General features: G+C 55.8%; 10 protein-coding genes and 3 tRNA genes. 6 read left to right on the top strand and 7 right to left on the bottom strand.

All coding sequences use genetic code 11. The annotated features are described in order from the left end of the window. Positions 1 to 4: 4 nt before the first annotated feature. Entirely contained in the window at positions 5 to 739 is a 735-nt protein-coding gene (locus tag N6G83_RS48000; RefSeq protein WP_024484774.1) for a succinate dehydrogenase/fumarate reductase iron-sulfur subunit, read from the bottom strand. Next, positions 732 to 2534: a fumarate reductase (quinol) flavoprotein subunit gene (gene frdA / locus N6G83_RS47995; RefSeq protein ID WP_211135864.1), complete on the bottom strand. Its 1803-nt coding sequence runs from the start codon at positions 2532 to 2534 to the stop codon at positions 732 to 734. Before frdA ends, N6G83_RS48000 begins: the two co-directional genes overlap by 8 nt. A 403-nt stretch (positions 2535 to 2937) precedes the next feature. Between frdA and epmA the strand changes: the two genes are divergently transcribed. Continuing rightward, positions 2938 to 3915: an elongation factor P--(R)-beta-lysine ligase gene (epmA, locus tag N6G83_RS47990; protein WP_021807574.1), complete on the top strand. Its 978-nt coding sequence runs from the start codon at positions 2938 to 2940 to the stop codon at positions 3913 to 3915. A gap of 50 nt (positions 3916 to 3965) precedes the next feature. Here the strand turns inward: epmA and mscM are convergent, their stop codons facing one another. From mscM to rsgA, 3 genes are all read right to left on the bottom strand, one after another. Further along, positions 3966 to 7319 (bottom strand): miniconductance mechanosensitive channel MscM, encoded by a 3354-nt coding sequence (mscM, locus tag N6G83_RS47985; RefSeq protein ID WP_024530198.1) that lies wholly within the window; start codon positions 7317 to 7319, stop codon positions 3966 to 3968. A gap of 4 nt (positions 7320 to 7323) precedes the next feature. Beyond that, a complete protein-coding gene (asd, locus tag N6G83_RS47980; protein WP_211135863.1) occupies positions 7324 to 8217 on the bottom strand; it encodes an archaetidylserine decarboxylase in 894 nt (297 codons plus the stop codon). Positions 8218 to 8281: 64 nt separating this feature from the next. Beyond that, positions 8282 to 9331: a small ribosomal subunit biogenesis GTPase RsgA gene (gene rsgA / locus N6G83_RS47975; protein WP_024530196.1), complete on the bottom strand. Its 1050-nt coding sequence runs from the start codon at positions 9329 to 9331 to the stop codon at positions 8282 to 8284. A 163-nt stretch (positions 9332 to 9494) separates the two neighbouring features. On the opposite strand from rsgA, the gene orn reads away from it, so the two are divergent. Beyond that, positions 9495 to 10040 carry an oligoribonuclease gene (orn, locus tag N6G83_RS47970; RefSeq protein ID WP_024530195.1) on the top strand — a complete coding sequence of 182 codons (546 nt, stop codon included), beginning with the start codon at positions 9495 to 9497 and terminating at the stop codon, positions 10038 to 10040. Positions 10041 to 10104: 64 nt separating this feature from the next. Here the strand turns inward: orn and N6G83_RS47965 are convergent, their stop codons facing one another. Both N6G83_RS47965 and N6G83_RS47960 read right to left on the bottom strand, forming a co-directional pair. Then, on the bottom strand, positions 10105 to 11631 hold the full coding sequence (locus tag N6G83_RS47965) for a DHA2 family efflux MFS transporter permease subunit (RefSeq protein ID WP_211135867.1): 1527 nt from the start codon (positions 11629 to 11631) through the stop codon (positions 10105 to 10107). Continuing rightward, positions 11628 to 12794: an efflux RND transporter periplasmic adaptor subunit gene (locus N6G83_RS47960; protein ID WP_211135322.1), complete on the bottom strand. Its 1167-nt coding sequence runs from the start codon at positions 12792 to 12794 to the stop codon at positions 11628 to 11630. Before N6G83_RS47960 ends, N6G83_RS47965 begins: the two co-directional genes overlap by 4 nt. A gap of 103 nt (positions 12795 to 12897) precedes the next feature. Between N6G83_RS47960 and N6G83_RS47955 the strand changes: the two genes are divergently transcribed. From N6G83_RS47955 to N6G83_RS47940, 4 genes are all read left to right on the top strand, one after another. Further along, entirely contained in the window at positions 12898 to 13716 is an 819-nt protein-coding gene (locus N6G83_RS47955; RefSeq protein WP_074032079.1) for an AraC family transcriptional regulator, read from the top strand. Between the two features lie 233 nt (positions 13717 to 13949). Beyond that, positions 13950 to 14025, top strand: a tRNA-Gly gene (locus N6G83_RS47950). Between the two features lie 65 nt (positions 14026 to 14090). Further along, positions 14091 to 14166 (top strand) — tRNA-Gly (locus tag N6G83_RS47945). Between the two features lie 55 nt (positions 14167 to 14221). After that, a tRNA-Gly gene (locus N6G83_RS47940) sits at positions 14222 to 14297 on the top strand. The last annotated feature ends 12 nt before the right edge of the window (positions 14298 to 14309 follow it).

The following is a 14309-nucleotide window of genomic DNA, read 5'->3' as shown; positions in this document are numbered from 1 at the left end:
TCCCTTATTGCGGTTTCAGCATTGCGATCATGAAGTCTTTGGCACTCTCTACCTTGCCCTGCTGGATCGCAGCGGCCGGGTCGACGTGTTTTGGACAGACTTCAGAGCAGTAGCCAACAAACGTACAGGACCAGACACCGTTCTGGCCGTTAAGCAGCGGCATACGCTGTTTCTTGCCGTGGTCGCGGTTATCCAGGTTGTAACGGTGCGCCAGCGTAATCGCCGCGGGGCCGATGAACTCCTGATTCAGGCCGAACTGTGGGCAAGCGGCATAGCACAGGCCACAGTTGATGCAGCCGGAGAACTGGTGATACTTCGCCATTTGCGCCGGGGTCTGCACGTTCGGGCCATCTTCCGGTTTGCGATCGTTGCCGATGATATAAGGCTTAATCGCTTCCAGACTCTCGATAAAGTGGGTCATATCCACCACCAGATCGCGCTCGATCGGGAAGTTGCCCAACGCCTCAACCTTCATGCCATCGGTATATTCACGCAGGAAGGTTTTACAGGCCAGCTTAGGCACGCGGTTGACCATCATGCCGCAAGAGCCACAGATGGCCATACGGCACGACCAGCGGTAGGACAGGTCTGGCGCCAGGTTATCTTTGATATAACCCAGTGCGTCCAGCAGCGAAGTCTGCTCATCGTAAGGCACGCTGAAGGTCTCGAAATGCGGCTCGGCGTCGCGTTCCGGGTTATAGCGCATGACCTCGATTTTCAGGGTTTTCAGCTCAGCCATTCGCCTGCTCCTTATCCTTTCTCTCTTTGTCCTGCGCTTCGGCTGCGGCGCCATAAACACGCTTGGCCGGTGGCAGTTTGGTAATTTTCACGTCGCTGTACTCCAGGCGTGGTGCACCGTTCGGGTTATGGAACGCCAGTGTATGTTTCAGGAAGTTCACGTCGTCACGCTCGGTGCAACCTTCGTCGAGACGCTGGTGTGCGCCGCGCGATTCTTTACGGTTGAAGGCCGAGTGCGCCATACATTCGGCAACGTCCAGGCCATAGCCCAGTTCGATGGTGTACAGCAGATCGGTGTTGAACACGCTGGAGTTGTCGGTAATTTTGACGCGCTTGAAGCGCTCTTTCAGCTCCGCCAGCTTATCGATGGTTTTCTGCATCAGCTCCGGCGTACGGTAGATACCACAGCCTTCTTCCATCGACAGACCCATTTCATCGCGGATCTTCGACCAGTTCTCGCTACCTTCCTGCTTCATCAGGTTGCTGAGGCGGGTTTCCACGTCGCGGCCTTGTGCTTCCAAAGCGCTGCCGTTGGCCGGGCCACTTTCCAGTGCGCGGCGGGCTGCGTGTTCACCTGCCACACGCCCAAACACCACCAGCTCAGCCAGCGAGTTGGAACCCAGGCGGTTCGCGCCGTGCAGGCCAACCGAGGAACATTCGCCGACGGCGAACAGGCCTTTGATGCGGGTTTCACAGTTCTGATCGGTTTCGATACCGCCCATGGTGTAGTGTGCGGTTGGGCGTACCGGGATTGGATCCTTAACGGGATCGACCCCCACGTAGGCTTTCGACAGTTCACAGATGAACGGCAGACGCTCCAGCAGTTTCTTCTCGCCCAGGTGGCGCAGATCCAGATAGACCACGTCGCCGCGGGGGGTGGCGATGGTGCGGCCAGCACGCCACTCATGCCAGAAAGCCTGTGACACTTTGTCACGTGGGCCCAGTTCCATATATTTGTTTCTTGGCTCGCCCAGCGGGGTTTCCGGGCCCATGCCGTAGTCTTGCAGATAACGGTAGCCGTCTTTGTTAACCAGAATACCGCCTTCACCGCGGCAGCCTTCGGTCATCAGGATGCCTGAGCCTGGCAGGCCGGTTGGGTGATATTGCACGAACTCCATGTCGCGCAGTGGCACGCCGTGGTGGAACGCCATCCCCATACCGTCGCCGGTGACGATGCCGCCGTTGGTGTTATAGCGATAAACACGGCCTGCACCGCCGGTGGCCATGATGACCGCGTTGGCACGGATCTGCACGCGGGTGCCTTCCATCATGTTCATGGCAACCACGCCGCGCGCCTGGCCATCATCTACCAGTACGTCCAGCACGAAGTGCTCATCGAACCGTTGGATTTGCGGGTACTTCAGCGAAGTCTGGAACAGGGTGTGCAGCATGTGGAAGCCGGTTTTATCGGCGGCAAACCAGGTACGTTCAATCTTCATGCCGCCAAAGCGGCGCACGTTGATCGAACCGTCTGGCTTACGGCTCCATGGGCAGCCCCATTGCTCCAACTGGGCCATTTCACGTGGGCAGCTGTGAACAAAGTGATCGACCACATCCTGCTCACACAGCCAGTCGCCACCGGCTACGGTGTCCTGGAAGTGATAGTCGTAGCTGTCGTGATCCTGAGTGACTGCGGCGGAGCCTCCCTCGGCGGCTACCGTGTGGCTACGCATCGGATAGACTTTAGATATCAGCGCGATTTTCAGTTGGGGATTGGCTTCCGCGGCGGCTATAGCGGCCCGTAAACCAGCTCCCCCGGCACCAATGATGGCTAGGTCGGCGTTAAAGGTTTGCACTGCACTCCTCCAATGTTCTCGTTAAAACGACAATTTAATTAATCTATGCTTAATATTTATAAAGGTGCTTCGGGTGCTAAGCTAAATTCAGTGACTTTTTAAACTAAACACTAAGGATAGATAACTGCTACCGAATATAGGGTTATCACTATACCTAAAGTTAAGTAGTAGAAATTTGATGTGATCGATTGTTTTGCCTTTTAACCGTTACGCAAGAGGCATTCCTGCAAAAATAAGGTGTTGCCTCGCCTTTGTCTTTGATTAGCGTGATTGTCGGTGGTTTATATGGCTTATATGTTTTTTATGATTTTAATGTAGACCAGCGCACACAATAGCCAAGAATTTGTTTGCATGAGAGGATGCGAGTAGACTGCACCCCCTGTTTGATTTCGGAGTAATTACCATGAGCGAAACGGCAAGCTGGCAGCCAAGTGCACCCATCGCCAATTTGTTGAAACGCGCAGCGATACTGGCTGAGATCCGGCGTTTCTTTGCCGATCGTGGCGTATTGGAGGTTGAGACCCCGGCGATGAGCCAGGCGACAGTCACCGACATCCACCTGGTCCCGTTCCAGACGCGCTTCGTCGGCCCAGGCGCGGCAGATGGCCTGACGCTGTACATGATGACCAGCCCGGAATACCACATGAAGCGTCTGCTGGCGGCAGGGAGTGGCCCGATCTATCAGCTGGGACGCAGCTTCCGTAATGAAGAAGCGGGGCGGCATCACAACCCTGAATTCACCATGCTGGAATGGTATCGCCCGCACTATGATATGTATCGCCTGATGAACGAGGTGGACGATCTGCTGCAACAGGTACTGGACTGCGACAGTGCCGAAACCCTGTCCTATCAGCAGGCGTTTCTGCGCCATCTGGATCTCGATCCGCTGTCGGCGGAGAAGGCGCAGCTGCGCGAGGCTGCGGCCAAGCTCGATCTGAGCAACATTGCCGATACGGAAGAAGATCGCGATACCTTGCTGCAACTGCTGTTTACCGTGGGTGTCGAACCCCATATCGGCCGTGATAAACCGGCATTCGTTTACCACTTCCCGGCATCACAGGCCTCGTTGGCAGAGATCAGCACCGAAGATCACCGTGTCGCAGAGCGGTTTGAGGTTTATTTCAAAGGCCTTGAGTTGGCGAATGGTTTTCGCGAGTTGACCGACGGCGATGAGCAGCGCCAGCGCTTTACCCAGGACAATCGCAAACGCGTGGCGCGTGGCTTGCCGGAGCACCCGATTGATAACAACCTGCTGGATGCTTTGAAGCATGGCATGCCGGAGTGTGCTGGCGTGGCATTGGGCGTCGATCGTTTGGTGATGCTGGCGTTGGGAGCCGAAAGCCTGAGCGAAGTGATCGCGTTTCCGGTCAGCCGGGCATAACGTTTTCGCCTCCATGAAAAAGGGTTCGGCTTGCCGAACCCTTTTTGCTTTTATAGCCCGCCTGACTCGCGGCGTGTATTGCGCGGTGGGGTTGAAGGCGGCGTGCGGCCATTACTGGTCATGCGCGACAGCGTCTCGGTGCGAACCTGGAACGGTGGGTATGGCAGCGTGATGCCGTGTTCACGGTAACCCGCCAGGATCAACTGGTGGATCTCATGGCGTAACGGCATGCGGTGGCCCATTTCGGCAGCATAGATACGCAGTTCGAAGATCTGAATACCCTGTTGCAGATCGACCAGATAGGCTTCCGGTGTTGGGTTATCCAGCACCAGTGAGCAACGTTCGGCCGAGTCGATCAGGATCTTGGTCACTTCTTCCGTATTCGCCTCTGCCGGTGCCGGGACGGTCAGCACCACACGGGTCAGCGTGTCCGACAGCGACCAGTTGATAAACTGTTCGGTGATAAAGGCCTTGTTAGGCACGATAATCTCTTTGCGATCCCAGTCTGAAATGGTAGTGGCACGAGTATTGATCTTGGTGACGGTGCCCGTCAGGTTACGGATCGTCACCGTATCGCCGATGCGGATCGGTTTTTCAAACAGAATGATCAGGCCTGAAATAAAGTTGGAGAAGATCTCCTGCATACCAAAGCCCAAGCCCACGCTGAGCGCGGTGACCACCCATTGCAGTTTCGACCACTCGATACCGATCCAGGAAAAGCTGAGGATCGCCCCGAACAGCAGTAACAGGTATTTGGTGATGGTGGTAATGGCGTAGCCGGTGCCGGGCGTCAGATCCAGGTGCTGCAACACCGCCAACTCGAGCAACGCTGGCAGGTTACGCACTAGCTGCATGGTGACGATCAGCACCAGAATGGCGATCAGCAGTGCCCCCAAGGTGATTGGCTGAGCGATATCAATGCCATTCACCGTGGAGTTGACATCCCAGAGCTTGATATTTTCCAGGAAGCCGAAGGCCGAGTGGATCTCTGACCACAGGACGATCACCGAGACCAGTGCCACCATCGTCAGGATCGAACGCACCAACCTCAGCGACTGGGCGCTGATGGCGTCCAGATCGATTTCCGTCTCATCCACCTCAATCGCACCTTCGATGCTGTTCGGGGTATGTGAGGATTCTTCTTCGCCTTTGGCACGTTGCGCCAGGATATCGGCACGGCGCTGTTTGGCACGGTCAAAGGCGATGCGGCGGCGTTGGATCAGCATCCAGCGGCGGATAATGTGGTAAATCACCAACAGCAGGAACCAGATGGCAACCGAGGTCTCCAGGCGTGCCAGCAGTTTCTGTGCGGTGGTCAGATAGCCGACGGTGGAAGCCAGAGCGGCAATCAGCGGTGCGGAAAGCAACAGCCCCCACAACGCGGTATTAATCAGGTTTTCGCCGGAGCCTTTGTTATCCAGATAGAGTGGAATACCTGCCCGCTTCAAGCTGTTGGTGACCAGCGCCAGCGCCAGACAGAGCAGAATGAAGCACAGGCGGCCAAGGGTATTGGCGAATTCGCGATCGTTGAGATTGTCGAAGGTGATCAGCGCCATAATCAACGGCACGATCAGCCAGATCGACATCTGGTAATAACGCATGGCGCGGGAAACCTGTTTCACCGGCCAGCGGAAATGCACGATGAACAACCCTTGCGGATGGGCGAAGGCGGCGCTGATCATACAGATCCACAGCACTGGCAGCGTGGCGGTGACGCCCTCACCGATGGCGACAGCAACCGGATACGGCCAGGCATTTTGCAAGCCGAAGCCCAGCGCTGCCCACAATACCGGCAGCGGTAAGGCCACCAGGATCGACCAAAATACGGTACGCAACGTCAGCAGGAATTCATCTTGCGTGACCTTGCCTACTCTGCTGCTGGCCCGTGCCAGGAACGCATGGTAATGCTTACGCGAACTGATGCTGAAAATCACCAACAGCACCGCGCCAAACAGCGGGATCAAGGTTTCCCGGCTAGTGACCATCATCACGAAGGCGCCACTGAGCTGCGTCAGGGTATCCAATGACAATACACGGGTCAGATCCTGTGCCACATTGAGCGGATACGACAGGGTGATAGGGCTGATGTCTGGCACCCAGAACAGGTACCGGTGCGCTGCATCCTGAATTTCGTTCAGCGCATCAACCAACTGGGTGTTGGCCACCTTCAGCTTGGTCAGCTCAAGGATCTGGGTATCGCAGCCGGACAGCAGCGAATTCAACAGATCACGCTGGGTGCGTAGCTGGGCATCGACGATACGCTGCTGGGCGCTGGTCAGCGGGCTACCGTCATCTTGTTTAAACTCTTTGGCTCGCTGTGGCAGGCTTTCCAGTTGGTTTTCAAAATTCAGGCGTTGAACGCGCAAATCGGCCATGGCGCTGTCCAACTGCCGGGGTTTTGGCATTTCTGGCAAAATGGCGACCTGGGCGCGCAGGGTTTCCCCCAGCGCAGTAGAGGCGCTCAACCATTGGGACTGCTCAATGATGGTGCTCAACGCCTGGCGTACCTGCAGCGTTTGTGCGGCGGCCTGGCGCTGTTGGGAAGAGATCAGATCCATCTGTTGCGCCTGATCGTTCAGCGCAGCAGAAAGTTCACGGTTGATTTGCAACTGCTTGCGCAGGCTGGCGGGTAAATCGCCATTCTGCTCGGCCAATTGCTCGGTTTTTTCCAGCGCCCGTTCCGCTTCTCGCTGGCGTTGGCTGTTGAGGTTGTTACGTAGCGCCTGTAACTGGACATCAATTTTTTCATGCCGCGTTTTGTAGACATCGGCACGCATCCGCGCCAGTTCCTGGCGGTTATTGGCCGAGAGTTGAGCCAGGTCCAGCTCATCCACTTTCGCTTTACGTGCCGCTGCCTCTGCCTGTAACAGGGCAAGCTGCGCCAGTGCCAATGGCGTGGTTTGGTTATTGCCCTGAGCCTGTAGGCGGCGCTGAACTTCCGTTAACGCTCGCCGGGCTTCGGTTTGTTGCTGTGGCAGTTGGCTGAGAGAGTCGCTGATCTCGCGTGTCCGGTCCTGCTCCTGTTGCAACAGGCGGGCCTGTTCCAGCAGTTGACTGCTGGTTTGCAGAATTAACTGTTCCAGATCGCTGGCGGGCAGGTTTTCGCCGTTGGGCAGGATTTTGGTTTCTTCGAGGGTGAGCTGGCGGCGCAGCTCCTGCGTCATCTTCGGGAAATCGTCAATAACCCGCTGATACTGCTGTGAATTTTCCTGCGACTCTTTGCGTTCGGTGAGCCAGTTGATGGCGCTTTGCAGCGCCTCAACCACTTCCGCCTGATTAGGCGCGTTTTTATTGCCCTCGGCCAGCTTCAGTTCTTGCCGTAACTGGGACTCGTTGGGGATCGCGGCGGCGAGAACCGGCTGGATCAGTAGCAGGCTGAGCAATAAAGCGATAATCAGGCGCACAGCATTAATTCCCTTCGAAGGTGGCGTCTGGTGCAGCTGTGGCTTCAGCAAAAGCCTGGCCCATCCGGGTTACGGTGCCGTTGTTCAGGTGCGGAGCGAACTGCACGCTGCCAGGTGTGAACAGGTTGATGACCGTGGAACCGAGTTTGAAGCGGCCCATCTCTTCACCTTTAACCAGTTGGATCGCGCCTTCCATGCCTTCGGCTGGATAGGTCCAGCGGCGGATGATGCCTTCGCGGGGTGGCGTGACGGTACCGGCCCAGACGGTTTCGATGCTGCCCACAATAGTCGCCCCGACCAGGATCTGCACCATCGGCCCAAAGGCGGTATCGAATACGCAGATCACGCGCTCATTGCGCGCAAACAGATTCGGCACGTTGGCGGCGGTCAGCGGGTTAACCGAGAACAAATCGCCCGGCACGTAGATCATTTCGCGCAGTACGCCGTCACATGGCATATGGACACGGTGATAGTCGCTTGGCGCCAGATAGGTGGTGGCGAACAGGCCGTTACGGAAAGGCTCCGCTAACAGGTAGTTGCCAGCCAACAGGGCTTCCAGCGTGTAATTATGGCCTTTGGCCTGGAAAATTTGATCGTCGCGGATCGCCCCGAGCTGGCTGATGGCACCATCTGCTGGCAGTGTCAGCACGTGAGGCTCCGCTACGATCTGGCGTGCGCCATCACGTAATGGGCGAACGAAGAATTCATTGAACGTGGCATAGGAGGCTAAATCCGGGTTCTGTGCTTCCTGCATCTGTACGCGGTAATAGCGGGCAAACGCTTTTACCACCAGCTTCGTCAGCCAACCGGCTTTTTTATCTGCGCCCCAGCCCGCCAGGCGGGTTAACGCCAGCTTTGGCAGCCAATACTGTAATTTAATCTTGATGCTATCCAGCACATTAACCTCTTGAAAGGGGGTATAAGGGCGGGGAGTGCGATTAGCGCCACCCCCGCACTGTGGATCAGTTATCTGCGTCCGAGAAGTTTTTGCGGGTTTTAACCTGCGCCATGCTTTCCAGGATGCGGTGATAGTTGTCGAAACGCTCTTTGGCTATGGCACCACTTTCCATCGCGGCGCGAATGGCGCAGCCCGGATCGGTATCGTGGCGGCAGTCGCGGAATTTACAACCGCCTAAATAGTCACGGAATTCGACATAGGCCTGGGTGACCTGCTCTGGCTCCAGATGCCACAGACCAAATTCACGCACGCCAGGGGAGTCGATAACATCACCGCCATGTTGGAAGTGATACAACCGCGCCGCCGTGGTGGTATGTTGCCCCAGGCCGGAGACGTCGGAAACCTGATTTACCAGAATTTGCTTTTCCGTCTGCGGCAGCAGAGCGTTCAACAGGCTGGATTTGCCCACGCCGGACTGCCCGGCAAAGATGCTGATACGGTCGACCAGTGCCTGTTCAAAGGCTTCCATCCCTTCGCGGGTCTGGCTGGATACTTCGAGAACGCGATAGCCAATATGGCGATAGATGTCCATCATTCCGTCGACCACCTTACGCGCTTCGGCGTCCAGCAGGTCGATCTTGTTGAGCACGATCAGCGGCTCGACTTGCAGCGTTTCGCAGGCGACCAGGTAGCGATCGATCATGTTGAGTGAAAGTTCGGGCAAAATGGCCGACACGATGACGATCTGATCGATATTGGCGGCGATGGGTTTAACGCCGTCGTAGAAATCAGGGCGGTTCAGCACCGAGGTGCGTTCATGCACCGCTTCTACGATGCCTTTGACCCCCGCATGAGTGCCTACGCCAGGGCGCCAGACCACGCGATCGCCGGTAACCAGCGAACGTAGGGTGCGGCGAATGTTGCAGCGATGCTGGACGCCGTCTGCGGCTTCCACGTCTGCATGCATGCCAAAGCGGCTGATGACGATCCCGTCCTGCGGTTCGCCCAATTGGGAATCATCCAGCTCCGGCTTGTTGTCAGTACGCTTTAGGCGACGCTGATGGTTGGCCTGTACGCGGCGTTCTTGACCTTTGGACAGTTTGTTCTTACTCACTGAGCCTCACTTGAATCGGCATTTATCGCTCGGGGCGAGCAAAAAGGCTATGATACACGCTATTTTATATTAAATAACCGTTCTTGGCCGCCACGCACGCTGGCATTAGCCGCGGGCTTGCCCGTGGTTTGTTTATCTTTCGGCTTTATACGCAGGAAAAATCATGACAGGAAACGAAAACAACCTGATTTGGATCGATCTGGAGATGACCGGGTTGGACCCTGAACGCGATCGTATTATCGAGATCGCGACGTTGGTGACCGATGCCAATTTGAATATCCTTGCCGAAGGACCGGTGATCGCAGTGCATCAATCAGATGAGCAACTGGCGCTGATGGATGACTGGAATGTGCGCACGCATACCGGCAGTGGGCTGGTGGAGCGTGTGAAAGCCAGCCAGCATGACGATCGTGCCGCCGAACTGGCCACTATTGCTTTCCTGCAAGCGTGGGTGCCAGCAGGTAAATCACCAATCTGTGGCAACAGCGTTGGCCAGGATCGCCGTTTCCTGTTCCGCTATATGCCGCTGCTGGAAGCCTACTTCCACTATCGCTATCTGGATGTCAGCACTTTGAAAGAGCTGGCGCGCCGCTGGAAACCGGAGATCCTGCCAGGTTTCAAGAAGCAGGGCACCCATCAGGCGTTGGATGATATCCGCGAATCCGTTGCGGAACTGGCGTACTACCGCGAGCATTTTATTCAGCTGTAGTCGGCATCAATTTCATAAAAGGGGGCGGAGGATTAATCCACGCCCCCTTTTCTATTGCGTGGATCTAGGGTTTGGCTTTAGGGACGAAGGGCGGTTTGGCAAACCAGACCAGCACGATGGCTAGCAGAAACACGCCAGCCAGCGCATAAGAAATATCATTGAAGGCGATCTGTGCGGCCTGTTCGGAGACCAGGTTATTCAGCCGTTCATAGCCTGACTGCGCCTGGCCCAGCCCTAAAGTTGTGACCGCCTGACGAGTCTCTTGATCGTAAACGGTCAGGGATTCGCCTAATTGGGCGTGATGGGAAACCGCACGGCGATCCCACATCAAGGTCGTAATGGAGACCGCCAGGCTGGCACCTAACGTACGCATAAAGGTGGCAAGCCCTGAGCCAGCCGCGATCTCGTTCGGTTTGAGGTCGGAGAGCAAGATGGCGTTGATCGGCATGATAAACAGTGCCAGCCCTAACCCCTGCAACAGTTGGATCAGTGCGATATGCTGGAAATCAATCTCAATGACAAAGCCTGAACGTAGGAAAGAGGCTGTGGCCAGCAGTAAGAAAGCCCCGCACACCAGCCAGCGCATGTTGAAACGTGACGCATATTTGCCCATAAAGGGCATCAGCAGCAGCGGCAAAATCCCCATGGGGGCTACGGCCAACCCTGCCCAGATAGGGGGGTAGCCCAAGGTTCGCTGTAGCCAAAGTGGCATGATGACGTTAGTGGCGTAAAAAGCGGAATAGGCACCGATCAGTGCAAGCGTACCCACCCGGAAATTGCGATGACGGAATAGCTGCAGATTGACGATCGGCTGTGAGTCGGTCAGTTCCCAGATAACAAAAAACAGCAAGCTGACTACGGCGACGATAGCCAGCACGACGATCTGGGATGAATTGAACCAATCCTCTTCGTTGCCTTTATCCAGCAAGATCTGCAGTGCGCCCACCCCCAGGATCAACGCGACTAGCCCAACGCGATCCACCTTGGCACGCATGGTGCTCTCGGGGCGGCCATGCATTTGGCTGGCAACCAGAGTACAGGCAAAAATGCCGACCGGAATATTGATCAGGAAGGTCCAGCGCCATGAATAAAAATCGGTGATCCACCCACCGAGCAAGGGGCCCGCAACCGGAGCGACTACGGTGACCATGGCGATCATGGACAGGGCATAACCTCGTTTTTCTGGCGGGTAAATCGACAACATCAGCGCTTGGGTTGTCGGGATCAGTGGCCCCGCCACGGCCCCTTGAAACACGCGGCAGAGAATTAACATTTCCATATTGATGGCCATTCCGCACGCTAATGAGGCGGCAGTGAACAATCCCATTGACCAGAGAAATAGCCGCAGCTGGCCAATGCGACGCACCAGAAAACCCGTGAGTGGCAAGGCAATCGCGTTGCTGGCGGCAAAACTGGTAATCACCCAGGCGCTTTGGCTACTGCTGGCTCCCAGATTACCGGCGATGGTCGGCAAGGAGACATTGGCGATAGTGCCATCAAGCACATACATAAAGACCGCCAAAGCCAGGCCAAAGGTGGTCCAGTTGAGGCTGGGGGGACGGAAATCCTGGGCGGGGGTCGTGGAGCTCATAAATGCCCCCCATTAGCCTTAACGATCCGTTCGATCAAGGCGTCTGACTGACTCAGTTGATCGCGGTAGACATCGGTCGCCAACAAGGGCTCTGGCGATTGTTGGGCTAATAACGCACCGTTACGATCATGCAGATCCACATTGACCTGCATGGACAACCCAATGCGTAGCGGATGGTTAATGAGCTGCTCGGGCTGAGTTAGGGAGATCCGTACCGGTACACGCTGAACGATTTTGATCCAGTTCCCCGTGGCATTCTGTGCTGGCAGCAGCGCGAATGCGGCACCGGTGCCAATACCCAAATTCTGTACCTGGCCGTTATAGCGTATGGTTTTGCCATAGACATCGGCATAGATCTCTACCGGTTGTTCGATGCGAATATCACGCAGTTGAGCCTCAGTGAAATTAGCCTCGACCCAGACTTTATCCAGTGGCACGACGGCCATCAGCGCTTCGCCTGGCTGTACTCTCTGGCCCAACTGCACCTTACGTTTGGCGACATACCCCGTGACTGGGGCGACGATGGTGGTGCGTGAGCGATCGAGGAAAGCGATACGCAATGCCGCTATTGCTGCCAGCACTTCGGGGTGTGAAGTCAGGCTGGTGTTATCAACTAATGAGAGATTTTGCTGGTACTGTTGCTCGATAGCGTCGAGCGCGCTCTGTGCTTCCAGAAAGGCGTTGTTGGCATGGGCTAATTCCTCTTTAGATATGGCACCAGAAAGGGTAAGGGCACGGCGTCGTTGGTAATCGGCGCGAGCTTTGTCCCGCGTGGCTTGGCGGACAGCGATTTCGGCCTTGGCACCGGTGACCGCGCTATACAAACCACGTACTTTTCGCACCACGTTAGCCAGATGGGCCTCGGCATTGTCCAGTGCCAGTTGGCTGTCACCAGGATCAAGCTTAATCAGCGTATCGCCAGCGAACACCAATTCGCCATCATCGACGTTGATGGAGACCACGGTGCCATGAAACTGTGGCGTGATCTGTACGACATCCCCCTGAACATAGGCGTTATCGGTGCTGGCATACCAGCGACCATACGCACCATACCATCCTCCCCAGAGGATAGCGGTAAGCAGACAGGCTGCCCCCAGTAAATACAGTAGCCAAGGGCGTTTACTGCTCGCAGGGGTGGGGGGAGTGGTCTTAACATCGTTCATTAGGGGGCCTCTGGTTGGTCAAAGAGCGGAGAAAGTATGAATAATGGACAACTGTCGAAAAGTTGGATAACGTTATTTATGCTAAAAATAATGAGAAACAATCATGACGGTAGCATTGCTTGCCAATCATCCATCCGACCTCAGTGAACGTGCCGATGGCCCTTCACTGATCGCTATGTGGGGTGAAGACGATCCGGGTCTTGAGTTTCGTCTGGGGACGCGTGAATACGATTGGCACCAGCATTTGCGGGGGCAGCTGTTCTGCGTGGAGAACGGCTTGTTGCATGTTCGCACCAGGCAGGGCTCCTGGCTGTTACCACCGAATCGTGCCGGCTGGATACCTTCACACGAGCCGCACAAAGTCAGCATCAGCGGCGTCATGAGCGGCTGGACGGTGCTGATTACGCCTGATGCGAGCAAAGACTTGCCCGATCAACCCTGTGTGATTGGCATCAGTGAGTTGATGAATGCGTTAGTACGCCGCGCGGTGTCTTGGTCGTTTGAAGAGACTTTGCAAGTTGAACAGGAGCGAATGATTGCTGTGCTGTTGGATGAAATCCGGCGTTCGCCTCATCAGCCGCTGCATTTGAGAATGCCTACCGACCGGCGCTTATTGCGGATCACCAATGCGATCCTTGCCGCGCCTGATGACACCCGGACCTTGCAAGCCTGGGCGGCTTGGGGAGGGCTTTCGCCTAGCACCCTGTCGCGTTTGTTTATGGCCGAGACGGGCAACAGCTTTGCACAATGGCGTCAACAGGCAAGGTTGTCCCACGCGTTGGAAATGCTGGCTAATGGTATGGCTGTGAGCAGTATTGCTGATGCTCTGGGGTATGCGACCCCCAGCAACTTTATCGCGATGTTCAGACGGTGTTTTGGCGATTCACCCGCCCATTATTTTTCCAAGCGTAAGTCGCTGTGATTCGATCTATTGGTCGTTCACCGTGATGAGGGACCAAATCCTGACCTTGGTTGCCCGCAAAGCAGGTTTTTACCTATCCCGGCATGAAAATTCACCATTTCGGTGCTTAAAGCAGCAATCAGACAAAATTCGCGTTTTTTTGCTTTCAGGGGCTTGCGGCGAAAAGGATTTCTCGTATAATGCGCACCCCGTACCGATGAAGAATTTCGTTCCATTCACCATCGTTACGCCGGGCGGGAATAGCTCAGTTGGTAGAGCACGACCTTGCCAAGGTCGGGGTCGCGAGTTCGAGTCTCGTTTCCCGCTCCAAATTCAACAATGCTGCTTGATGTAGCATGATGAAGAAAAAGTAGTTAAAGTAGTACCCATGCGACGCGGGAATAGCTCAGTTGGTAGAGCACGACCTTGCCAAGGTCGGGGTCGCGAGTTCGAGTCTCGTTTCCCGCTCCAAAAATTTCAAAGGCCATGTTGTTCATTGTTGGCCGGATGCTTCAAGCATATCAATGCGGGAATAGCTCAGTTGGTAGAGCACGACCTTGCCAAGGTCGGGGTCGCGAGTTCGAGTCTCGTTTCCCGCTCCAATTTTATCTCCA

The sequence above is a fragment of the Serratia sp. PL7 genome (assembly GCF_945957435.1).
This window is presented reverse-complemented; position numbering and strand designations above follow the sequence as displayed.